Raw genomic sequence first — 22,603 nt, 5'->3', positions numbered from 1 at the left:
GCGGGAACCTGCACTGTCGGCGGCCTCTGCGTCAATTGATCTTGATGAGCGCGGCTTGCTCCGTGAGGATCCCGCCCGCCTTTACCTCAGTCATCGCCTTGCCATCGACCTTGATCATCGGGGACGTCAGGGTGGCGTTGGCCGGCGTCAGCTTGAGCGACGTCGACCCCACCTTGAGTTCGATCGACTGCATGGCCTCGATGAGCACCTTGCCCATGCTCGCCTTGATCGTGAGGTTTCCCTGTTTGATCGTCAGGTCGTCGTTGCCCTGCTTGATCACCGTCGTGCGGCTGCCCTGCGTTATCTCGTTCTTCTCGTTGAGCTTGAGAACGTAGGTCTTGTTGCCGTCGATGGTGACCTTCTCGTCCTTCTTGACGTAGCGCTGGCGGTTGCGACCCACCTTTAGCTCCTCGTCGTGTCCGACGTGGGCCGAGGAATCGAAGCGGACGCGCACGTTCATGTTACGCTCGGCGTGTAGAAAGACCTCTTCCTGTCCGCCCTTGTCCTCGAAGCGAAGTTCATTCGCCTTCGGCTCGCCCGTGTCGAGCTTCTCGGTCTCGGGATAGGAGCCCTGCTTGCCGTAGGTGAGCGTGCGCCAGAGCGCGATCGTCTTGTTCGCCGGGAGCGGGTAAATCGGCATGTGCTCCTTGTTGAACACCCGCCCGGTGACCACCGGCCTGTCGGGGTCGCCATGGAGAAAGTCGACGAGCACTTCATGGCCCACACGGGGCAGGATGTTGTTGCCCAGGCCGCCGGTCTGGGAGACGCGGATCCAGCAGGTCGACTTTTCGTCCGGCGTGTTGGTGCGGTCCCAGTGGAAGCGCACCTTTATCCGGCCGTACTCGTCGGTGAAGATCGTCTCGCCCTTCGGCCCGGTGACGATCGCCGATTCCAGGCCGACCACACGCGGCTTGGGTGTCCTGAGAGCCGGGCGATACTGGGTCTGGGCGGGGATTGCGACCAGGTGGACGCGGTCCTCGTCGAGTTGCGAGGTTCCCGAACGGTAGCTTTGCGACTGGAGCGAATGCGTCGTCGCCACGATCATGTATTCGGCATTGAAACGCGTATTGGGATGCTGCGACAAGGTGAAGGTCGATCCCACCGTCAGGCCCTTCGCCGTTGCCTCGGCGGTATAGGTTCGGCGCTCCGCGCGCAGCTGCTCGAGCCGCGCCTTGCTCAACCGGTTGCCGCGGGCGGACTCGACGAACGTCCCGGGATACCCGTAGAGCTCGACCTCGTCCTTCGGGTGCCTGGTCTCGTCGGTGGCCTCGCCCTGGACCGGCCTGGTCGGTTTCTTGAAATCGAAATCGCGCAAGGTAACGCGGTCGTGCGCGCTGCTCGACACGCGCTCGGTCCAGCTCTTGAGATAGTGCTTGTCGCCCCAGTCGCTCGACACCCTGTACGACTGGCTCGCTTCGGCGGTGGGATTGAAGGCCAGCCCGCCGACCGGCGTCTCCCGGTGGTTGCTCGCCTTGTCGCAGATCACCATCGTGTGCTTCGATTCGGTGTGCTCGAAGAAGTAGTAGAGGCCTTCCTGCTCCATTATCCGGGAGATGAAATTGAAATCGCTCTCCCCGTACTGCACGCAGTATTCGAACGGTTCGTAGGTTGCCGAGGTGCGGAATTCGTAATCGGTCACGCCGGCCGATGCGAAGACGTCCTTGAGAATGTCGAGCGCGGTCTTTTCCTGAAAGATCGCGAAGCCCGACCTGCTCGCCATGAAGTGCAAAAACGAACGCAGCGAGAGGTTGTAGAAGAACCCGTCCGAGGTCTCGCGCAGGTAGACGGCCTCGGCCAGGAGTCCGTTGAAGTAGCGCACCTCGGTGTTGTCCTCGAACACCGTAACCCCCACCGGCTCGCCGATGTGGGGGGCCAGATCGAGTTCGCCCAGCGGAGCCGTGATCTGCAGCTCGATGTGAAAGGGATCGGAAATCGATTCGTGCGCTGTCAGCGAGACGAATTCGACCTGTTCCCCGCCCAGGTCGATCGCGAGTCTCGTCTCGCGAAAATTGTCGGCCATCTATGTCTGCTCCCGTCGTTCGCGCCCCGACGATCCAGCCATCTGTTCTCGTTGGCCGAGCAACCCCCGCGAGCGGTCGGGCGTTCGGCTTGTGCCGTCGTAAACAACTTGTTACTCTTACGCCAGACAAGAGGACGGGTCTTCGTAAATCGGGTCGCGTGCCGCCGAAAGGGCTGCGGGCAACCGTCGCGCCCAGGCGGTTTAGGCGTGGAGACCTGATATGAGACCGCTGATTGTGCCGCTCGCGCTGCCTCTCGTCCCTGCATTGGCCCTTGCCACGGTTGTCCCGGCGTCCGCGCAGGACCTGGTCGCCGAGAACGAGCGTATCGCTCAACTTGCCTGTGAACTCGGCGACCTGTGCGGCGAAGCATATGACGAGGAGCAGGCGCGGGAAAAGGACGTCATTGAAAACGTCGTTCCCCGCGGGCTCCTGTCGGTGGGCGCGATCAAGGCCGCTACTCGGCCCCGCGGCGCCGGTGTCGGGAACGTCGTCCGTGCCGCAGAGCCGATCAGGCTGAAGCGCACCCGCAAGCTCGCGCCGCGCGAAATCGGCACCCCTGTCGATGCCGGTGCGGCGACCATTCCTGCGGCGCTGGCCGCACGGGCACCGCTTTTCGTGACATTCCCGCTGAACTCTGCACGGCTGACGCAGGAGTCGGCACGGGAAATCAGCGATTTCGCCAAGGCGCTCGAACTGATTGCGCTTTCGGGGCAGACGAAGCGGTTCCGCATCGAAGGACACGCCGATGCGACCGGCGACGAGCGGCTCAATCGCACGCTGTCCGAAGAGCGGGCGGGCGCGGTGCGGATGGGACTGATAGCGGCGGGTATCGACCCGGCTCAGATCGAGGTGGCCGGCTTCGGTTCCGATAGACCGGTCGAGGGATACGACAAGGCCAACCCGATCAACCGGCGGGTCGAGGCGGTCGAGATAAGATAGCGGACATGTCGAGCGGTCGGCGCCGGCCTGGCGAAGGCGGTGCACCGACGCAGCGGGTTCGCTAGCGCACCGCTTCTCCGCCCCGGGTTGGCCTGCCTCGTTCCGGTACAGCCGCGAGCAGGGCTGCTTGTCATCCCATTAACAAAATGTTACCACAGGGCCAGACAAGAGGGATAAACCTTCCAAGCATCAGGTCGCGTCCGGGGGCGGTGTAAGCGGGTTGGCCGCTTTTTTCGCACGCGCCCCGCTCTGGAGGTGAAAGATGAAATCCTGGTACCTAGTTCTCCCAATCGCCGCGTTGCTGCCGGCTGCGGCCGTAGCCCAGACGAGCGCTGCGGAAGATGCGCGCGCGGCCGAACTGGCCTGTGAACTCGCAGGTCTGTGCGGCGAACTCGCCGCGGAAGAGGCGGGCCGCGACAAGGAAGAGATTGTCGACGTGGAAACGCGCGGTCTTCTTTCCATCGGCGCGCTCAAGGCTGCCAGCAAGGGTTCCACCGCGTCCCGTTCGCAATCGACCACGCCGAGGGCCGCCGCCCCGGCAAGGGTGAGCGAGGCGCCCAGGGCGCAGGCCACGCGGACTGCCAGCCGCTCGATCCGGTCAGCCGGCGCGGGCCGCGCTGCTCCGGTTTCGAAGGATCCGGTCGCTGCGCTGGGTTCGACGGCTGCCGACGTGCCCGCCTCGCTTGCTCGGCGCGCTCCGCTGTTCATCACTTTCGACATCAACTCGGCCCGGCTGACCAAGGAATCGGCCTCCGAGGTGAAGAGCTTCGCGAAGGCGCTCGCCGACATCGCGGCGTCGGGCATGGACAAGCGGTACCGGATCGAAGGGCACACCGATTCGACGGGCGATGCCGACTTCAACCGCAAGCTGTCGCAGGAGCGTGCGGCCTCGGTGCGCGCGGCTCTGCTCGCGGCAGGGGTCGATCCTTCGCGGATCGAGGTAGTGGGTTACGGCGCTGACCAGCCGATCGAGGGGTACGACAAGACGAACCCGGTCAACCGGCGCGTCGAGGCGGTGGAGATCAAGTAACGGTCTCGATTGCCGGGGGGGGGCGCAGTGAAACCGCTGGATGAATTGTTGGCGCCGATTGCGGGCGACGCCCCGACCGGCCCGGACATGGACGAGAGCGCCGAATTCGACCGGCTGCGAACCGCGTTCGATATCAACTTCCCGCTCGACGCGAAGGTCATCGAGCCGGATGACGGCGTGCCCGCACCCGCACCCGTAGACTGGGAGGAACTGCGTGACGAGATCGAGGCGCTTTCGGATCAGACCAAGGATCTGTTCCTGGCCGTATCCTATGCGCGTTGCGGTCTCGTTCTCGGCGACCTCGATACGGTCGAGCGGGGGCTGATGTTCTCGGCTGGCCTCCTTGAATCGTACTGGGAGGCAGTGAACCCGCCGATCGACGGGGTGATGGGGTACCCGGGGCGCGCGGGCATATTCGAAAACCTTGCCCAGCGCGGCGCGTTCGGGATCCCTTTCCTCCAGATGGCGATCGTGCGTGACGGTCGCATGGCTCTCACCGGAGAGCAACTGCGCGACGCGGCGGAAAACGAAGGCGCATCCGACCACTTCGCGACCGCGCGCCGGGTGCTCGATTCGCTGGATGAGGCCCACAAGCAGGCGCTGGCAGCCCGGTTCGTCGCCCTGCTCGATGCCCTTGCGCGCATCGAACGGGCGATGAAGGAGCACGCGGACGGCGCCAGCGCCCCCGACTTCAGCACGACCCGTGATATCATCCAGGCGGTCCAGGACGCCTATCTTTCGCTGGCCGGATTGGCGCAGCAGACCGGCGGCGGCGAGGTTGCGGACGTTGCAGGGGATGGAGTTGATGCCGGCATGGTCTCGGGCGATCCCGCGGTTGCCAACGGGGCCGGCTTCAGCGGCAAGGTACGCTCGCGCGAGGACGTGCTGCGGGCGCTGACCGAGATCGAGCAGTATTATGCCCGGTTCGAGCCGGGCCACCCGGTAAAGGTCGCTTCCGCACGGCTGCGCGGCTGGGTGACAAAGGACTTCATGGCGATACTGGAAGATATAGTGCCGAACAGCGTGGACGACGCAAAAAACGTTTTGCTGGAACGGCGTAACGTGGAATGAAGTGATACGAGGTGGCGGGTCCTCCGGGCCTGCCGGCGGCGCGCAACGCGTGCTTTTTGACTGGGGGAATTGACGTGTCGGATTCAGGTCAGAAGTTCATCAGCCGCAATCGCGCGCCGCGAGTGCACATCTCCTATGACGTGGAGACCTACGGTGCCCGCAAGTCGGTCGAACTGCCTTTCGTGATGGGCGTCATGAGCGACCTTTCGGGCAAGAGCGAAGTCGCCAAGAAGGACCTCAAGGACCGCGATTTCCTCGAATTCGACGTCGACAACTTCGACAAGCGCATGGCCGCAATCGCGCCCCGGGCGGCATTCTACGTCGACAACGAGATCGAGGGCGAGGGCAAGTTGGCGGTCGACCTCACCTTCAAGAAGATGGACGATTTCGACCCGGGCAATATCGCGAAATCGGTGCCGGCACTGGCGAAGCTGCTCGAGGCGCGCGAACAGCTCAACGACCTTCTCGTCCTCATGGACGGCAAGCAGAACGCCACCGAGCTGCTCGACAAGGTCCTGAAGGACCCGGACCTGATGAAGGCGCTCACCGCGGCGAAATCCGAAGAGGCGGAGCAGGCCACGGCGCAAGGCGACGCCGCGGCAGAGTAAGGCGAAACGAACGAAATCTGACCACCGCTTCGAGCGGTGATCCACGGAGGAAATGATGGCTACCGATCCGCTTCAGCAAGCTGGCGCAGCAGCAACCGAATCGATCGCGATCGACGACTTCGCCGAGCTCATCCAGCGCGACTTCAAGCCCAAGAACGAAGAGGGCAAGAGCAAGATCCAGGCGGCAGTCGCGACGCTCGCCCAGCAGGCATTGCAGGATGCCACGCGGATCGGCGACGACGTCTTCTCCACCGTCGATTCGATGGTGGCGGAAATCGACCGCAAGCTGTCGCAGCAGGTCAACGCGATCCTCCACCACAAGGAATTCCAGGACCTCGAATCGGCGTGGCGCGGGCTCGATTATCTCGTCACCGGCAGCGAAACCGGGCAGGATCTCAAGATCCGCGTGATGAACATCAGCCGCGGCGAGCTGGCGACGGTGTTCAAGCAGTATCGCGGCGCGGCCTGGGACCAGAGTCCGCTGTTCAAGAAGATCTACGAGAACGAGTTCGGCCAGCTCGGCGGCGAACCCTACGGGGCCTTCATCTGCGACCTGCAGTTCGATCACTCGTCGGCCGATCTCGCGATCATGAAGGGCCTTGCCCGCATCGGCGCCGCCGCGCACGCGCCGGTCATCGCTGCGGCCAGTTCGAACCTTCTCAACATGGATAACTGGACGGAGATCTCCGATCCGCGCGACCTGGCGAACCGGTTCTCGACCACCGAACATGCCGCGTGGAATTCGTTCCGTGCATCGGACGACAGCAAGTACCTCGCGCTGACCATGCCGCGCATCCTCGGCCGGCAGACCTATGACGCACGCGACAACCCGATCGAGGAGTTCGAGTTTACCGAGACGACCGACGGAAATCACGACAACCACCTGTGGATCAATTCGGCCTACGCGATGGGCGTGCGGATCAACGCCGCATTCCGCGAATACGGCTGGTGCACCCGGATCCGCGGCGTGGAGAGCGGCGGCACCGTCAAGGACCTGCCGCTGTCGACCTTCCCGACCGACGATGGCGGGGTAGACCAGAAGTGCCCGACCGAGGTGGCCATCTCGGATCGGCGGGAGGCCGAGTTGAGCGAGCTCGGGCTGATGCCGCTGATTCACCGCAAGAACACGACCGATGCGACGTTCATCGGCGCGCAGACGGTTCACAAGCCGGCAAAATACGACAACGCGGACGCGACCGCCAATGCACGGCTCGCGGCCAGGTTGCCGTACATCTTCGCCAGCTGCCGGTTTGCGCATTACCTCAAGTGCATGGTCCGCGACTGGGTGGGCGGAACCCGCGAGGGGCCGCAGCTCGAGGCCGAACTGAGCGACTGGGTGCACCAGTACGTGACCGCGGATCCCGAATCCGCGTCTGAAGAAACCAAGGCCCGCTTGCCGCTCAAGCGCGCCGAGGTGAAGGTTGAGCCGGACCCTGAGAATCCGGGCTACTACAGAAGCCGCTTCCTGTTCGTTCCCCACCACCAGCTGGAGGGGATGGATGTGAGCGTCAGCATGGTGTCGCGACTGCCGAAGCAGGAATAATCCTGCGCGGCGTGAAAACCGTCCAAACCAGCTAACGGAGACCAGTAATGGCTGTTTCAGTTTTCATGAAGCTCGAGGGCATCGAGGGGGAAGCGACCGACGAGGGCCACAAGAACGAGATCAAGCTCAGCTCGTGCAGTTTCTCGGCGCATAATTCATCTGCCTACAACAACGCCTCGTCCACCGTTTCCAAGGGCCAGGCCCGCATGGCCGACATCGCCTTCACCAAGGAGGCTGACAAGACCTCGGTCGCCCTGTTCAAGGCTTGCGCATCGGGCAAGGTGATCCCCAAGGCGAAGATCTCGTTCCAGACGAACGTCGGCGACGACAAGAAGATCGACTTCCTCGTCTACGAACTCGAGAACGTGGTGGTGAACAACTACAACTTCTCGGCCGCCTCCGATGCCGATGAAAGTGGCAGCCTGACGTACGCGAAAATCCGCCAGATCTACGATCAGCGCGACGAGAAGGGCACATCGAAGGGCAAGGTCGAAGGTTACTTCGACGTCCTCCTCAACAAGGCCGGTTGATCCCGGCCCGCCACGGCGGGGGAACGGCGTGTCGAATGTCGATGAACTGTTGGCGGGTGGGGACATCCGCGGGGCCCGGGCTGCGCTGATCGACGAGGTCAGGGCAAATCCCGGGGACCCGCGGGTGCGGATGTTCCTGTTTCAACTCTGTGCGCTCACCGGCGAATGGGATCGGGCGAAAAGCCAGGCGGACACGCTGGGCAAGCTCGATCCCGCCGCCAAGATGCTCGCCGTCGCCTATTCGCAATGCATCGATGCCGAGGCGACGCGCGCCGCCGTGATGGCGGGGCAGGAACCGGCGGCGATGCTCGCCAGGGTCGAATGGGGCTCCCGGTTCGCCGAGGCTCTCCGTCTGCGCCAGTCCGGCGCCGCCGGGGCCGAGGAGGCGATGGCGGCTGCCTTCGATGCGGCCCCTGCCAGCGCGGGCACGCTCGACGACGGGACAGAATTCGAATGGGTCGCGGATGCCGACCCCCGCTTCGGCCCGACCATCGAGGCCATAATCGCGGGCCGCTATGGCCTGATGCCGTTCGCGGCGCTCGAGTCGCTTGTCGTGCATCCGCCGCAGGACCTGCGCGACACGGTGTGGGTCCCGGCAGAGTTCGCGCTGCGCCAGGGCGTCAAGGTCGCCGGGTTCATTCCGGTTCGCTACCCCGGGTCCGAGCACGCGGAAGACCCCGCGATCGCTCTGGGCCAGGCGACCACGTGGATCGAGACCGGAACCGGAGAGGCCGGCCTGGGCCAACGCCTCCTGGTGCTGTCGGACGGGACCGAGCGTCCGTTGCTGGCGGTCCGCCGCATCGACTTCGCAGACGAGTGACCATGGCGGTCAAGGTCCGCCTTACCCCGACGCTGTTCGACAAGCTCGTAAGCGGCAACGACCTTGCCGGCATCGGTGCAGACGAAGAAGCGCCCGCCGTCTCGCGCGAGGATTTCCGCAACTTTGCCCCGGCCAACGTCGAGCGGTTCACCGAAGCCGCGCTTCGCGCGACCGTCCGCCGGGACCTCGCCTGGCTCCTCAACACGCTGTCATTCGAATCGGCACAGGATCTGTCGAAACACCCCTGGGTGCAGAAGTCCGTGCTCAATTTCGGCGTCCGCGATTTCGCGGGCCGGTCGTCGGGCGCAAACAACGACCGCGAACAGGCGAGGGAAATCCGCGCCGCGATCCTCAGGTTCGAACCCCGGCTCAACCCGCGCACCCTGCGCGTCGAGCCGGTCCGCAATACCGACATGCCCGGCAAGGTCAGCTTCTTCATCGAGGCCGAGGTGCTCGGCGGTCCCAAGTCGCTGCCGGTGCGCTTTCGTACCGATATCGATGTCGAGACATCCGCGGTCGAGGTGAGCGAATAATGGATCCCCGGCTGCTCGACTATTACGAGGCGGAGCTCGAATACCTCCACGCCCAGTCGAAAGTCTTTGCCGAAAGCCACGAGACTGCGGCGCGGCGACTGGGACTGAACAGTTCGGAACCGGACCCCTATGTTGAGCGCCTGCTCGAAGGAGTGGCGTTCCTGTCGAGCCGCGTTCATCTCAAGATCGACGACCAGTTTCCCGAGTTCACGCAGCATCTGCTTCAGGCAGTACAGCCGCATTACCTCGCGCCGACCCCATCGATATGCATCGCCGCGTTCGAGCCGATGCCGGGTGACCCGGGGCTGGCGGCGGGTCACGTGGTTCCCCGCCGGACACAGCTTACCGCCGAGCCGCCGGGCTCGAGCCGCACGCCGGTCACCTTCGAAACCGGGCACGAAGTCACGATCTGGCCGCTCAGGATTGCGGCAGCGGAGTACGTCGGCAGCCGCGCGGCAGCCGCCGGCCACGCCGCGCGCGCGGGGGTGAGGGCGCAGGCCGCGCTGACCTTGCGGATCGAACCTCTCGAGGGCATCGACATGACCACCGTCGAGGCCGATCACCTCGACATCTACCTCGACGGCAGCGAGGCCGTCCCCAACGAGCTCTATCGCCAGTTGATCGGCGAGGCCGTCGCCGTGGTGGCGCGGCCGCTCGACAGCCAGGACGACCGTCATGTCCTGCTCGACACCCCCCTGCAGCACGGGTTCGATGAGGACGAGGCGCTGCTGCCCAACGACGGGCGGACGCTTGGCGCCTATCGCATCCTAAGCGAATACTTCGCCTGCCCCGAACGGTTCCGGTTCGTGCGCTTGCGCAATCTTCGCAAGGCACTGGCGATGTCGAGCAAGGCGGTCGAGGTCACGATCCTGTTTTCCCGCTCGGCCGATGCGCTCGTCCAGTCGGTCAGCGAGCGGAACTTCAAGCTGTTCGCAACGCCGGCGATCAACCTGTTCGAAAAGCAGCTCAACCGCGTGCCGTTCAGCCAGGCCGAGCACGAGTTCAAGGTTGTGCCCGACCGCGAGGGCCCGCTTGATTTCGAAGTCTTCCGCCTGCTCGAGGTCAAGGCCTACGACCGGGACAACCGCGATCCGCGCGTGGTCGCGCCGTTGTTCGCGTTCGGCTCGCTGCTGTACGATTACCGGTCCGCGCTGTTCTACACCACCACGGTGCGAATGCGGCGGCTGTCGCGGCGGGAGCGGCGGCTGCGGCGGCGGGAGGACTACACCGGGACAGAGACCTATCTCTCGATCACCAGCCCCGGCGATGCCGAGCGGCTGGACACGATCCATGACCTCTCGGTCCGGGCGCTCGTCACCAACCGCGAGCTTCCCGAACTGCTCGAATTCGCGAGCGACAACCATCTTCACGCCTCCGGCATCCCGGCGCGCCAGATCCGCGTCGTGCGCTCGCCCACACGCCCCCTGCCACCCATGGGGATCGGCGACGCGGCTTGGCGGGTCATCGGGCACATCACGCCCAACTACGCCGCACTGTTGCCAGAGGACGGGGGCGATGCGGAACTCCTGCGCAACCATCTTGCGCTCTACGGGCGGCCCGAGGACCCGGTCATGCGCTCGCAAATCGACGGCATCCTGACTGCCCGGGGCACGCCGATTACCCGCCGCGTGCCGGGCCTTGGCCGGATGGCGATGGCGCGCGGCATCAAGGTCCAGATCGAGCTGGACGACAGCTCCTTCGACCAGGCGCGGATCTTCATGTTCACGGCCGTGCTCGAGCGCTTCCTGAGCGAGTTTGCGATCGTCAACTCGTTCACGGAGGCGCATTTCCGCACCAAGCTACAGGGAGAGATCGCGGCATGGATGCCCCGGATCGGCAGACGTCAGGCTATCTGACCTTCCTGCGCCGGGCCGCCGAGGCACCGCGCTCCTTCAGCCTGTTCGCGCTCGTCCGCGGAGCAGCAGCCCGCAGTCCCGACAAGCCGCCCGTGGGCGCCAGCCGGCTGCCCTCGCAGGACATCATCGGCCTCAGACAGATTCCCCACGTCCGCTACCCCGCGCCGACGCTCGACGCGATCAACCTCGAGGGGGGCAAGGGCAGCGCAGAGGGTTTCTGGCTGGGGCTGACGGGGCCGATGTCGCCGCTGCCGCTCCACATTACCGAATACGCCATGCTCGAGCGCAGAAATGCGAAGAAGCAGCCGTTCGGGGATTTCCTGCACCTGCTGGCCGAACGGTTCCTGCAGCTGTTCTACCGCGCCTGGGCAGTATCGCAGCCGGCTGTCGAGGCCGATCGGCCCGATGCCGACCATTTCGCCGACTACGTCGGGCGGCTGACCGGCGCAAACGAGGGCGCCGGCGAGGACTCCGCGTTTCCGGCGAAGGCCCGGCTGCATTATGCCGCGCTGTTCGCGTCGCGGCGAAGCGCTGGGGCGATCGAGGGCGGGATGACGCACCTGCTCGGCATGAAGACCGAGGTGCGCGAATTCCAGCCCCGCTGGCGCGACATCGAGGTCGACGACCGGACCCGCCTCGGCGTCAGGCACCACCGGCTCGGCGATGCGATCCTCGGCCGCAGGGTGCTGCAGGCGTCGGACTGTTTCGAGGCGCGTATCACCGCGAACGACATCGGCCAGTTCCGCCGGATGCAGCCGGCGGGCGACCTGTTCCCGGTCGCAGCCGAGGCGCTCGATGCCTTCACTCCCTCCCACCTTGAATGGACCATGACCCTGTGCCTGGCGCAGGGGCGCGTCGCCCCCGCCCGGCTGGACGGAGAGCACCGGCTCGGCTGGTCCTCGTGGGTGGGCAGTCCCGACACCGACCACATGCGGCGCGACGTTCACCTGCGCCGGTCCGCAATGAAGCTCAAATCCAGGAAAGGTTCGCAATGACCGAGATCAGCCGCTCAGCCCTGTTCGGGCGCCTGGACCCGACCGCTCTCAAGGCGATCGAGACGGCGACGGGGTTCTGCAAGATGCGCGGCAACCCCTATGTCGAACTGGTCCACTGGCTGCACATCCTGCTGCAGGACGCGCAAAACGACATCGCGGCGATCCGCACCGCGTTCAACATCGACGACGCGCAGCTTGCCCGCGATGTGGTCGCGGCGCTCGACCAGCTTCCGCGGGGGGCGAGCGCGATTTCCGACTTCTCGCCGCAGATCGAGGAAGCGATCGAGAAGGGCTGGCTCTACGCCTCGCTCCAATGGGGGGCGGCCAAGGTGCGCACCGGCCACCTGCTGTACGGCATGCTCAAGACCCCGACGCTCAAGAACGCGCTGCTGGCGATCAGTATCGAGTTCCGCAAGATCGACGCGAACCGGCTGGCGAGCGATTTCGAGGGCCTGACCAGGGCTTCGACCGAACAGACCCAGACCGCCGGGACTGCGGCCGTGGGCGGCGGGGCCGACGGCGACACCGGCGCACCGGGCGCGGGCGGAATGGGCGAGGGCAGCGCGCTCGCCAAGTTCTCCACCGACCTCACGCAGGCGGCAAGGGACGGCAAGATCGAGACCATCATCGGTCGCGACGCCGAGATCCGCCAGATCGTCGACATCCTGCTGCGGCGCCGGCAGAACAACCCGATCCTCGTGGGCGAGGCGGGCGTGGGCAAGACCGCGGTGGTCGAGGGGTTCGCCAAGCGGCTCGCCGAGGGCGACGTGCCGCCCGCGCTCCAGGGCGTGACGCTGCGCTCGCTCGACATCGGCATGATGCAGGCCGGTGCGTCGGTGAAGGGCGAGTTCGAGAAACGGCTGCGCGCGGTGATCGACGAGGTGGAGGGTTCGGCCACCCCGATCATCCTGTTCATCGACGAGGTCCACACCCTCGTGGGCGCGGGCGGCCAGGCGGGCACGGGCGATGCAGCCAACCTCCTCAAGCCTGCGCTTGCGCGGGGCAACCTGCGCACGATCGGCGCGACGACCTATGCCGAATACCGGCAGTACTTCGAGAAGGACCCCGCGCTCACCCGCCGCTTCCAGACGGTCGACATCGGCGAGCCCGACCGCGACAAGGCGATCCAGATGATCCGCTCGGTCGCCCCGATGATGGAGGCGCACCACGACATCGTCGTGCTCGACGAAGCGGTCGACGCGGCGGTCACGCTGTCGCAGCGCTACGTCCCCGCGCGCCAGCTGCCCGACAAGGCGGTGAGCCTGCTCGACACCGCGGCCGCGCGCGTCGCGGTATCGCAGCACGCCACCCCGGCACGGGTCGAGGACCGCAAGCGCAAGCTCGAACTGCTCGAGGTCGAGCGGGAGGTGGTCGAGCGCGAACTGGGCGGGCAGTACCGGTCGGACGACCGCCACCAGAAGATCGTCGACGAGATCGACGAGGCGAAGGCCGCGCTCGACGAGGCGCAGGCCAAGTGGGACGCCGAGAAGGCCGCGCTCGAAAAGGTGGTCGAGGCGCGCCGGGCGCTGACCGGTGCGCGCGCTGCGGAGGACGGTGCCGGGGCAGACGAGGACAGGCTGAAGGCGGACCTGACCGCCGCGATCGACGCGATGCACGAAGCCCAGGGCGACGACCCGATGGTGTTCGGAGTGGTCGATGCCGACGCGGTTTCGGCGGTCGTCGCCGACTGGACCGGCATCCCGGTGGGCCGCATGGTCAAGGACGAGATCCGCTCCACCCTCGACCTCGCGGAACGGCTCAAGAAGCGCGTCGTCGGGCAGGACCACGCGATGGACGCGATCGCCAAGCGCATCCAGACCAGCCGCGCCAAGCTCGACAACCCGAACAAGCCGGTGGGCGTGTTCATGCTATGCGGCCCCTCGGGCGTGGGCAAGACCGAGACCGCGGTCGCGCTCAGCGAGTTGCTGTTCGCGGGCGAGGAATCGATGATCGTCATCAACATGAGCGAGTTCCAGGAGGCGCACACGGTCTCCACCCTCAAGGGCGCGCCGGCGGGCTATGTCGGCTATGGGCAGGGCGGGGTGCTGACCGAGGCGGTGCGGCGGCGCCCCTACTCGGTGGTCCTGCTCGACGAGGTCGAAAAGGCGCACCCCGACGTTCACGAGATGTTCTTCCAGGTCTTCGACAAGGGCTTCATGAACGATGCCGAGGGCCGCTACATCGACTTCAAGAACACGATCATTCTGCTGACCAGCAACGTCGGCACCGACCTGATCATGGACATGGCATCGGACGAGGAGCTGAAGCCCGAGCCGGAGGCGGCGGCGGCCGCGCTACGCCCCGAACTGCTCAAGGTGTTCCCGCCCGCGCTGATTGGCCGCACGGTGCAGCTCGCCTACTGGCCGCTGTCGCCAGACATGCTCAAGGGCATCATCCGCATCCAGCTCGATCGCATCAAGAAGCGCATCGAGGGCAATCACAAGATCGCGTTCGACTATGGCGACGACGTCGTCGACTTCATCGTCAGCCGCTGCACCGACGCGGACTCGGGCGGCCGCATGATCGACAACATCCTGACCAACACGATGCTGCCCGAGATGTCGGTCCAGCTGCTCGAGAAGCAGATGGACGGCGACCGGATCGAACGCATCGAGGTGAAGGCGGGAGACGGCCGGTTCGAGTACGAGTTCGGATAAGGAGGCGGCTGCGATGACCAAGCTGATCGTTGGCGACAAGTTCACCGTCGCCGATACCCCGCGTAACCGGCAGAACGGCCTCGTTCCGGGAAAGGACGTGCGGATCGCGCATGTGAACAACACCCACGTGTCGATCCGGGTCTTCCAAAGCGGCGACGAAGTGAAGCTGCTAGTGCCGCTCGACGCATTCGGAACCAATTTCAAGGAAGACCGGACGGCTACCGTGATGGCGGCCGCCTACAAGGCCCTCACCCCGTTCAAGGAACTCTACAAGTAAATCGGGACGCCACACTCAAGCAGGAGAGCAGCGATGGACCTCGCGAAATATGACGACAAGCTCCGGCGGCGCCAGATGGCATACAGCGAGGGCTTGCACCTCATGAAGCTGACCCGGGAGGAACTGGTCAAGACGATCGCAGGGGCTAACGGATGGGGACTCACCGCCGTGCTGTCGAACGCGGCGCTTGTTCCGCTCAACATCATCGTTAATGCTTTCGCCCCCGCCTCGCCCGCGACCTGGATCCAGGCGGTTGCAAAGTTCGTCTACGACAAGAAGGCCAAGTCGGGGACGCGGGGCCAGTCCAGCGAAGCGAAGATGGCGATCGATGTCGCCGGCAAGATCGGTGAGTTCGCTGCCGAGCAGGTCAAGAACAAGGGGCTCAAACACATGGTTCCCGGCGTTAAGATCCTGGCCGGGCTTGCACAGGATTCGATCGCCCTCATCGACGTGGCGAACCTAGTCGGGAGCGGTCAGCGCGAAATGACCATGCAGCTCCGCGCCATCGACCGCAAAATGGCAGATGCGATCCAGACCATACAGACGATCGGCATCGAGCGCGCCCTCGTCCACGACGAGATGGACCGGATCAGGCGCACCGCCTGAGCGCGCCTAGTGGCGTTTGCAAGATCGCGCCGCATCGTGCATCCGCGCGCGCTGAGTAACCGGTGAAGGACGGACACAGGCGATGAAGATTCTGGTGACCGGCGCGGCGGGGCAGCTCGGGCGCGCGCTCCTGGCCAGCGCCCCGCGTGATGCCGAGGTGATACCGGCGACCCGCGACATGTTCGATCTTGCCGACCGCTCCGCTATCGCCCGCGCGCTGGCCGATGTACGGCCCGACGTCGTCGTCAACGCCGGGGCCTATGTCGCGGTCGATCGCGCCGAGAGCGAGGAGGCCCTCGCCAACGCGGTCAATGCCGGCGCGGTGGAGGCGATGGCCGAGGCGCTGGCCCGAACCGGCGGCCGGCTGGTGCAGGTGTCGACCGATTTCGTGTTCGACGGCGACAGCCCGCGCGCATGGATGCCCGGCGATCCGCGCAACCCGATCTCCGCCTATGGCCGCTCCAAGGCCGCGGGGGAGGTTGCCGCAGGCGATCGGGCGATCGTCGTGCGCACCGCCTGGGTCCACGGCGCGGGCGGGGCGAACTTCGTGACCACGATGCTTCGCCTGATGCGCGAGCGCGACGAGGTGCGCGTCGTCTGCGACCAGATCGGCGCGCCGACGTGGACCGGCGGCCTCGCGCAGGCGATCTGGGGGCTGGTGGAGCGGGATGCGGTGGACACGTGGCACTGGAGCGATGCGGGAGTCGCCAGCTGGTACGATTTCGCGCTCGCGATCCAGGAAGAAGCGCTGGCGCTCGGCGTGCTCGATCGCGCGGTCCCGGTCAACCCGATCCCGACGAGCGAGTTTCCCACCCCCGCGGCCCGCCCGGCGTTCTCGCTGCTCGATTCTAGCGAAACGCGAAGTTTCCTGGGCCTGCAGGCGGTCCACTGGCGCGAGAACCTCCGGCGGCATCTTCGCGAGGTAGCGGACGCGAGCTAACGGCTAAGATTGAGCGCAAACCGTGCTAAGGACCACCTGGCTCGCTCCATCCCTGAGATATGGCTCAGGCTGGTTGGCCATCACGATGAAAGGGTTCTTTCGTGTGAAAGGTGGGTACCGGGGAGGCGCGGAGCCTCTCCGCAATTCAACTCTATGTGCAGTACTCAGTTCGCTCGGGCGCCCGTTACAGGAACCACGCTCAGCTAGTGGGGAGGCGGTGCGCGCTTTAGGAAGGTAGGATCTCAGTGCGATGAGGTGATTTCGACCGCGCAGGTCACGGGGTCGATGGTCGCTTGGGCCTGCGTTAGCCAGCGGCGACCTGCGGGACCGACCGACCAGTAGAGAGCGCTCAGGTGATAACGCCCGAGGGCATCGGGCTCGCCGCTGACCTGGTGGACCGCATAGGCAAGCTGCGCGGCAGCCGAGCGTTCGAGCGCGTCACCGACCGCGCCATGCGGCCCCGCGAGCGAGGCGAGGCAGTGCGGGCCCGCCCGGTTGTTGCCCAGTTCGTTGCCTGCGCGCGGTTGCCCGGCCAGCGCGATTGCCGGCGGGGCGGGGTCGTGGTGGGGACGCGAGACGGGCGCCGCGCCGATCGCGGCAAGCGCGAAACTGGCAAGGCCTGCCGCGCGCAGGCGCGTCGCCAAGCGCACGCGCGCCTCGTAGGGTCGGAGGATCCGGCTCCTCGCGATGTGACAGCGAGTAGGCATGCTGCACACTCCTTTCTGCCCTGACGCCTACCAGAACATGGTTAACACGGGGGAAAGGGGAGGGTTCTCACGGGCACGGCCCGCGAGTGGCCAGCCAGAATGGATGCGGTCGAAGCGCAAGACACGTGGTGGGCCCGCAATTCCACGCGGTTGCGTTGCGCGGTCCGCTCGCACTAATGCGGCACACATGAGCGAAGAGAGCGCCTTCTTTGTCGCCCGCGCGGGCGCGATCTGGGCGTGTTTCCTCGACGGCCGGCCTGCGGTCCGGCTCGGGGCAGAGGATGCGTTTTGGGAGGCGGTGACTACGTTCTACGACGAGCGGCATCCCGAGGCGAAAACCGATCGCACGCCGCCAACACCTCCGCCACCTCCGTCACCCCATACGAGCGAGGTCAGCGGCGAGAGAGAGCGAGCTCTCCAGGAGCGGTCAGCCGAGCGTCACGCGGTGTCGATCGTTGGGCGGGTGTTCACGTCCGGCGGCAGTTGGGAAGCGATAATCGCGGACCTCTCGGCGACGGGGTGCCGCTTCGACGACTACTCGGGGCGGAGAATGGAGAGAGGGGCGCACCTGACGATCAAGATCGGGACCGTCGGGCCGATCCCGGCAACAGTGCGGTGGAACCGCGATCCGACGGTCGGCGTGCTCTTCGACGCGCCGCTGCACCCCTCGGTGCTCGAGCACATCCGTCTCCAGTTTGGCCGCGCGAGGTAATGGCGCGGCCACAACCAGCAGAACCACGATGCAGCGCGCTGCGAGATCTCCCGGAGCGGGCCTGATCGGCTGGAGATGCGACAGCGGATGGGAGGCTTGAGGTTTTCGCCCGGATCTTTCAGCTTTCGAGCGGCGCGGACTGGACAACGGGCGGGAGATCCGCGCCGCGGACCGCGCGCCCGGCCTTGTCGACGACCTGAATCTCGATGCATGCCGCGTCTAAACCAAGCGCCCGCGCAACGCGGTCGCGGCAATCGGCAAGAATATGATCGAGCGAGAGAGCCGCAGGTACAGGGAAATCGAGCAGTTCCGCGACGGGTACGCCCAAGGCCTGACACATCCGCTCGAGGGTCTGATATCGAGGACGGGCGTGATCTTTCTCCCACGCCCACACGCTAACCTTGGCAACTCCCACGCGCTCTCCGAGCTCACGCAGAGACCACCCGCGCGCTTGACGCGCCCGCTGAATGCGGCTTCCAAGTGAATCGGCGGACCCTGTCTTTAACTGCACTGGACACCAACCCTGCAATTACAATGAAGGGTGTCCTCTTAAAGCTGCATTCAGCAAGCACAATCCCGGTTATGCTCTAATATGCTTTAATTTATAGAGGGGCCTCTGGTCGGTATGCCCTGGGACGCATCAGCTATGGGTACCGCTCGCTCCCCTGAGCTTCCTGAAAGCCGCGAAAGTCCCTGTTTGCCTAGATAACCGACGTCGCTGAGCGCGGGGGGCGCTCTAGCCAGTTACGCAGTTTTCCCTAGAACCTCGGAAATCGCGCGGCAATCGCCAGCGTGTATCAGCTCACTAACGCTTCAACACTCGCTGAACAGTATCCCCTGACAGTGCCGTTGGCGTTTCGATAGGCCTGCAGCTTGTGGCGGGTGCAAGAAATGGACCGAGTCCAAAGAGAGGGGCGGCCCGGCGGGGTCGCCCCTTTATCGTTCTTACTTGGGCGCCCAATGTGCACCGCGCCTTTGCCAATCTTGTGGGTTTGTGCGAGTTAGCGCGTCCTTAACCATCATCTACTAGAAACAGCCCCATGAGAGGGGTCACCATATCGGCGCCGGGCGGGGATATCTCCCCTATCCAAGAGCATGCACGGACCCACGCGCGGTTCGATGCGCTCGTCGAAAACGTTCCGCTGCTCTATCTCGTCGCGATCGCCAACTTCCTTGGCATGTACCTCACGGCAGGGACCGCGCTTGACCGCTGGTCCCCGGCGATCGCCATCCTGGCGCTGCTGATCGTTGCCCGGCTCGGGCACTGGATCCGGCTCAGGAGGACGACACCCGGTTTTGGTGCGAAGCGCAAGGCGTTGCGCCAGACGCTGGTGTTCGCAGCGATCATCAGCGCGGGTTTCTCGCTGTGGGGCCAATACTTGATCGGGGTCCGCCCCGAGCTGGCGCTCCAAGTGGGGTTCTTCGGCGGGTTTGCGGCAATCGGGTGTGCCTATGCGCTTACCGGGTATACTGTTGCCGCCGCTATCCCCCTGTTTCTCCTCGCGGGACCGTTGGCGATCAGGCTGGCGCTCGCGCCCGACGCGACGCTCAACCTCGTGGGAATCTGCATCCTGCTGGTCTCGGTCCTAATCGGCCGCATCTCGGTCCACCACAGCCGCACGGCCGACCGGATGGTCGCAAACACGCTCGAGCTCGAGCGCGAACAGCGCAAGCTGGTCCATGCCGAAAAGACCGCGGCTTCGATCGCGCGGAGGGACCCGCTGACCGGGCTGGCCAACCGGCGGGCCTTTGTCGAGGAACTCGAGGCGTGGTCCGAAGGGAAGCGCGGAGACGGCAGCTACGCGTTATTCCTGCTCGATCTCGACGACTTCAAACCGGTGAACGATGTCTTTGGCCATGCCGCGGGCGATGCCCTGCTTAACGGCATCGCCCGAAACCTGCAGGAAACGCTCGGCGAGACCGCACTGCTCGCCCGGATGGGAGGTGACGAGTTTGCCGTCCTGCTACCGGGGGGGGGCGACGAGGCCCTCCCTCGTGCCCTCGCGAAACGCCTGTGCAAAGCGGCGCGCAAACCGGTGATTTTCCGTGACCACAGCCTGAGTGCGGGCGCGAGCTGTGGTCTCGTTCTGGTGAGCGAGCCGATCCCCGCCGGGGAAGCCCTCGGCAAGGCGGACCGCGCGCTTTACGTGGCCAAGGCAGCGGATTCCATGTCATTCAAGGTATTCGACGCGGCGCTTGAAAAGGCCGAAGAGCGCCACCGCGCGATCGAGCGGCTGGTCCTCAGCGGCGCGGTCGCGCGGTCGGTCGAGGTCGCGTATCAGCCGATCGTCAGCCTACGCGAAGGGGGCCGGGTGGTTGCACTCGAGGCGCTCGCCCGGTGGACCGATCCCCAGCTCGGCGCGGTGGGTCCGAGCGAGTTCATCCCGATCGCGGAGCGCACCGGCGAGGTCACAGCGATCAGCGAGGCTTGCTTTGAGCGCGCCTGTCTCGACGTTGCCACGATTCCCGACCTCGTGCTTTCGTTCAACGTCAGCGCGATCCAGCTTTGCGAGGCGGATAGCGGTGAGCGGTTAATCGGGATAATGCACAGGGCAGGCCTCAGCCCCGCCCGCGTGCAATTTGAGGTGACCGAGACCGCGCTGTTGTCAGACCTCGGCATCGCGCGAGAGAACTTGCGGAGATTCCAGGGTGCAGGCGCCCGCGTTGCGCTCGACGACTTCGGCGCGGGCAACGCGTCGCTGACGTACCTTCGCGAGATGCGGTTCGACGTCGTCAAGCTCGACGGCTCGCTCGTGCGCACTATCGCGACCTCGCGGCATTGCCGGATGCTGCTCAAGGCAACGGTCGACCTTTGCCACACGATGGGGATGAGCTGTGTCGCCGAGATGATCGAGACGCCCGAGCAGCTGATCGTTGTCCGCGCGTCGAACTGCGACGGGGTGCAGGGAAACCTGCTCAGCGAACCGGTCGAGTTCGAGACTTTCCGCGCGCGGTTTCCTTCGGGGTTTGCCTTGGCGGTCGGCGAGCGCGGTGACTGTGCAACCGTTCGCCCGGTGAGTGGGTTCAACGGCGCTGCAGCGTCCTGACCCCAGCGCATGCCGGCCCGGATGCCGCCGAGGATAGGTGGCCCGCCTGATTGGCGCGCTCGCCGGTCATGACCGGCATGGCGGAGAAGCCAACCAAGAATCACCGTCGATTGAATGATAGTCGCGGCCGGGAGGTGGCGATCGTCCAGGATCTCACTCTTTATTTGATTTCTGATCCAGCCAACGACAATCAACTGATCACCGAGGTCGCGAGCGTACCGACATCCTTGTTCCCTTCAGCCTCAAGATGACCCGCGCGCGGAGAAAGCGAGATGCCCTTGGACCGTGAGTTCCCCCGTTACGCCGAGGTCTACTCGAACGCGAAGGACACCCTCGGTCACGCTCTTGGCCTGAGCGACGACCTTCTCCACGTCCATGCCGGGCTCGCGATCTTCGTGCTCGCGGCGCTGCTTGCCCGGCGGCGCATGCGTTCTTGGCTTCCGCTCGGGGTAGTCGCGGTGTTCGCGGTCGCTAACGAGCTCGTTGATGCAGTCGGTCCCGACGCATGGGACAGCCTTTCGGCGGCTGATGTCATCAACACCTTGTTCTGGCCATCCGTGCTGTTCCTGCTTGCGCGCAGGGGACGGCTCGGCGCGGGCAAGGGGTGATTGGGACCGGGCCCTGACGGTGCGGCCGGTGCCTGATCTGTACGACAAGCTGTTCAGGGCTGCAGCCCGCTCGGCAATCCATATAAGCGCGCGACCCACAAGTCATTGTGGGCCGCGTGGGGACCCAAATTGTCGATCCGGACCCAATGACCCAAAGTGAGCGGGCACTCCGACGCAATTTCTGCGCACCCACGGGACCCGTGCTTTTGGTAACCATTTCTGGTTATCCATAGTCAGGGTATGGTCGTTTTTAGAACCACGGCCCGAGAGCGAGGCGACGGCGCCCAACAGCTCGTTTGATAATTTTCAAGTTTGTTAACCGTCATTTCTTAAAATAGCGGCGCATCCAAGAATTGGGGCCGTTTGCAAATGACATCTCTCGTCCGACCCGCGCCTGCTCGCGCATCCCTCCTGCTCACCTTCAACGCGGCGGTCGTGCGCGGCCTGCCGCTGGCCGTGCGCTGCCTCGCATCGGTCGGCGTGGCCTCGCTGATGTCCGCGCCCGCGCAAGCGCAGTCGACGGTCACCGCGACCTTTTCACGCGGGGCCATCGCCGAGTACACCAACAATCCCAACGGGACGAGCCGAGCGATGCTGTTTTCATCGCTCAATATCACGAGCATCTCGATTAGTCAGGGCTCCAGCAATGGACAGTGGGGCGGCTCGCAGGGCAACGACACTACGGTGACCGCGACGATCCGGTTTACCAATGGTTCAACGCAAACTTTTCCCGCCGCGATCAACTGGGTGAAGAATGCCGGGGGTGGGCAGTACGACTGGATCGGCCTCACGATCGGATCGGGCGTGACGGTTAACGATGGATATACGCCGTCAGCCGGCGCCTCGAAGACCTACATTCTCCAATTCCCTCAAAGTTCCTACAACCTGTCTTCGGGTCTCCCCGATGGTCTCGATGGAAGCGCCAACGCCGGTGCGGCGATCGGCGCGCTCAACCAGTATTTCCCGAACGCCACGCCGCCGGTGATCACCGGTCCGTCGGGCGGTGCGGGGGCGACCGCCTCGGCGATCTCGGTGAACGAGAACCAGACCGCGGTGACCACGCTGACCGCCGACAAGGCGGTGACCTGGGCGATCACGGGGGG

Annotated in this window: 22 protein-coding genes; 19 read left to right on the top strand and 3 right to left on the bottom strand. The window is 65.2% G+C overall.

What is annotated here, in order from left to right:
* Positions 1–31: 31 nt before the first annotated feature.
* Positions 32–2,020, bottom strand: coding sequence for a type VI secretion system Vgr family protein (locus tag ACPV3N_RS13365; RefSeq protein WP_440118605.1), 1,989 nt, complete (start codon positions 2,018–2,020; stop codon positions 32–34).
* A 220-nt stretch (positions 2,021–2,240) separates the two neighbouring features.
* Here ACPV3N_RS13365 and ACPV3N_RS13360 point away from each other — a divergent pair, with 220 nt between their 5' ends.
* The 14 genes from ACPV3N_RS13360 to rfbD all read left to right on the top strand — a co-directional run bounded on the left by ACPV3N_RS13360 (position 2,241) and on the right by rfbD (position 16,426).
* Positions 2,241–2,960 carry an OmpA family protein gene (locus ACPV3N_RS13360; protein ID WP_440118603.1) on the top strand — a complete coding sequence of 240 codons (720 nt, stop codon included), beginning with the start codon at positions 2,241–2,243 and terminating at the stop codon, positions 2,958–2,960.
* Positions 2,961–3,222: 262 nt separating this feature from the next.
* Positions 3,223–3,990: an OmpA family protein gene (locus tag ACPV3N_RS13355; protein ID WP_440118601.1), complete on the top strand. Its 768-nt coding sequence runs from the start codon at positions 3,223–3,225 to the stop codon at positions 3,988–3,990.
* 27 nt (positions 3,991–4,017) lie between these two features.
* Positions 4,018–5,061, top strand: coding sequence for a type VI secretion system protein TssA (locus ACPV3N_RS13350; protein WP_440118599.1), 1,044 nt, complete (start codon positions 4,018–4,020; stop codon positions 5,059–5,061).
* 74 nt (positions 5,062–5,135) lie between these two features.
* Positions 5,136–5,669, top strand: a complete 534-nt coding sequence (gene tssB / locus ACPV3N_RS13345) for a type VI secretion system contractile sheath small subunit (RefSeq protein WP_440118597.1) — start codon at positions 5,136–5,138, stop codon at positions 5,667–5,669.
* A 55-nt stretch (positions 5,670–5,724) separates the two neighbouring features.
* Positions 5,725–7,212, top strand: a complete 1,488-nt coding sequence (gene tssC / locus ACPV3N_RS13340; RefSeq protein ID WP_440118595.1) for a type VI secretion system contractile sheath large subunit — start codon at positions 5,725–5,727, stop codon at positions 7,210–7,212.
* 47 nt (positions 7,213–7,259) lie between these two features.
* Positions 7,260–7,742 carry an Hcp family type VI secretion system effector gene (locus ACPV3N_RS13335; protein WP_440118593.1) on the top strand — a complete coding sequence of 161 codons (483 nt, stop codon included), beginning with the start codon at positions 7,260–7,262 and terminating at the stop codon, positions 7,740–7,742.
* A 28-nt stretch (positions 7,743–7,770) separates the two neighbouring features.
* Positions 7,771–8,562, top strand: coding sequence for a type VI secretion system accessory protein TagJ (locus ACPV3N_RS13330; RefSeq protein ID WP_440118591.1), 792 nt, complete (start codon positions 7,771–7,773; stop codon positions 8,560–8,562).
* Between the two features lie 2 nt (positions 8,563–8,564).
* On the top strand, positions 8,565–9,095 hold the full coding sequence (tssE, locus tag ACPV3N_RS13325; RefSeq protein WP_440118589.1) for a type VI secretion system baseplate subunit TssE: 531 nt from the start codon (positions 8,565–8,567) through the stop codon (positions 9,093–9,095).
* Positions 9,095–10,951 (top strand): type VI secretion system baseplate subunit TssF, encoded by a 1,857-nt coding sequence (tssF, locus tag ACPV3N_RS13320; protein WP_440118587.1) that lies wholly within the window; start codon positions 9,095–9,097, stop codon positions 10,949–10,951. The genes tssE and tssF overlap by 1 nt, the downstream gene beginning before the upstream one ends.
* Positions 10,915–11,946 carry a type VI secretion system baseplate subunit TssG gene (tssG, locus tag ACPV3N_RS13315; protein ID WP_440118585.1) on the top strand — a complete coding sequence of 344 codons (1,032 nt, stop codon included), beginning with the start codon at positions 10,915–10,917 and terminating at the stop codon, positions 11,944–11,946. The genes tssF and tssG overlap by 37 nt, the downstream gene beginning before the upstream one ends.
* The gene (gene tssH, locus ACPV3N_RS13310; RefSeq protein ID WP_440118583.1) at positions 11,943–14,603 is read left to right on the top strand and encodes a type VI secretion system ATPase TssH; all 2,661 of its coding nucleotides are present in this window, start codon (positions 11,943–11,945) and stop codon (positions 14,601–14,603) included. Before tssG ends, tssH begins: the two co-directional genes overlap by 4 nt.
* Positions 14,604–14,616: 13 nt before the next feature.
* A complete protein-coding gene (locus tag ACPV3N_RS13305) occupies positions 14,617–14,880 on the top strand; it encodes a hypothetical protein (protein ID WP_440118581.1) in 264 nt (87 codons plus the stop codon).
* Positions 14,881–14,913: 33 nt separating this feature from the next.
* Positions 14,914–15,486: a hypothetical protein gene (locus ACPV3N_RS13300; protein ID WP_440118579.1), complete on the top strand. Its 573-nt coding sequence runs from the start codon at positions 14,914–14,916 to the stop codon at positions 15,484–15,486.
* A gap of 82 nt (positions 15,487–15,568) precedes the next feature.
* Entirely contained in the window at positions 15,569–16,426 is an 858-nt protein-coding gene (gene rfbD, locus ACPV3N_RS13295) for a dTDP-4-dehydrorhamnose reductase (protein WP_440118577.1), read from the top strand.
* Between the two features lie 242 nt (positions 16,427–16,668).
* Here the strand turns inward: rfbD and ACPV3N_RS13290 are convergent, their stop codons facing one another.
* Positions 16,669–17,133, bottom strand: coding sequence for a hypothetical protein (locus ACPV3N_RS13290; protein WP_440118575.1), 465 nt, complete (start codon positions 17,131–17,133; stop codon positions 16,669–16,671).
* Positions 17,134–17,320: 187 nt separating this feature from the next.
* Here ACPV3N_RS13290 and ACPV3N_RS13285 point away from each other — a divergent pair, with 187 nt between their 5' ends.
* Positions 17,321–17,845, top strand: coding sequence for a PilZ domain-containing protein (locus ACPV3N_RS13285; RefSeq protein WP_440118573.1), 525 nt, complete (start codon positions 17,321–17,323; stop codon positions 17,843–17,845).
* A 118-nt stretch (positions 17,846–17,963) separates the two neighbouring features.
* Here ACPV3N_RS13285 and ACPV3N_RS13280 read toward each other — a convergent pair whose 3' ends face one another.
* Positions 17,964–18,356 carry a helix-turn-helix domain-containing protein gene (locus ACPV3N_RS13280; protein ID WP_440118571.1) on the bottom strand — a complete coding sequence of 131 codons (393 nt, stop codon included), beginning with the start codon at positions 18,354–18,356 and terminating at the stop codon, positions 17,964–17,966.
* A 529-nt stretch (positions 18,357–18,885) separates the two neighbouring features.
* Here ACPV3N_RS13280 and ACPV3N_RS13275 point away from each other — a divergent pair.
* The 4 genes from ACPV3N_RS13275 to ACPV3N_RS13260 all read left to right on the top strand — a co-directional run.
* Positions 18,886–20,892 (top strand): putative bifunctional diguanylate cyclase/phosphodiesterase, encoded by a 2,007-nt coding sequence (locus tag ACPV3N_RS13275; RefSeq protein ID WP_440118569.1) that lies wholly within the window; start codon positions 18,886–18,888, stop codon positions 20,890–20,892.
* Between the two features lie 68 nt (positions 20,893–20,960).
* Positions 20,961–21,143 carry a hypothetical protein gene (locus ACPV3N_RS13270; protein ID WP_440118567.1) on the top strand — a complete coding sequence of 61 codons (183 nt, stop codon included), beginning with the start codon at positions 20,961–20,963 and terminating at the stop codon, positions 21,141–21,143.
* Positions 21,144–21,164: 21 nt separating this feature from the next.
* Positions 21,165–21,500, top strand: a complete 336-nt coding sequence (locus ACPV3N_RS13265) for a hypothetical protein (RefSeq protein ID WP_440118565.1) — start codon at positions 21,165–21,167, stop codon at positions 21,498–21,500.
* A gap of 369 nt (positions 21,501–21,869) precedes the next feature.
* Positions 21,870–22,603: hypothetical protein (locus ACPV3N_RS13260; protein ID WP_440118563.1), on the top strand; the 734-nt coding region annotated here is incomplete at its 3' end.

The sequence above is a fragment of the Tsuneonella sediminis genome, from assembly GCF_051912845.1.
GTDB lineage: Bacteria > Pseudomonadota > Alphaproteobacteria > Sphingomonadales > Sphingomonadaceae > Tsuneonella > Tsuneonella sediminis.
The sequence above is the reverse complement of the archived record's forward strand: the minus strand, read 5'-3'. Positions and strand labels throughout refer to the sequence as shown.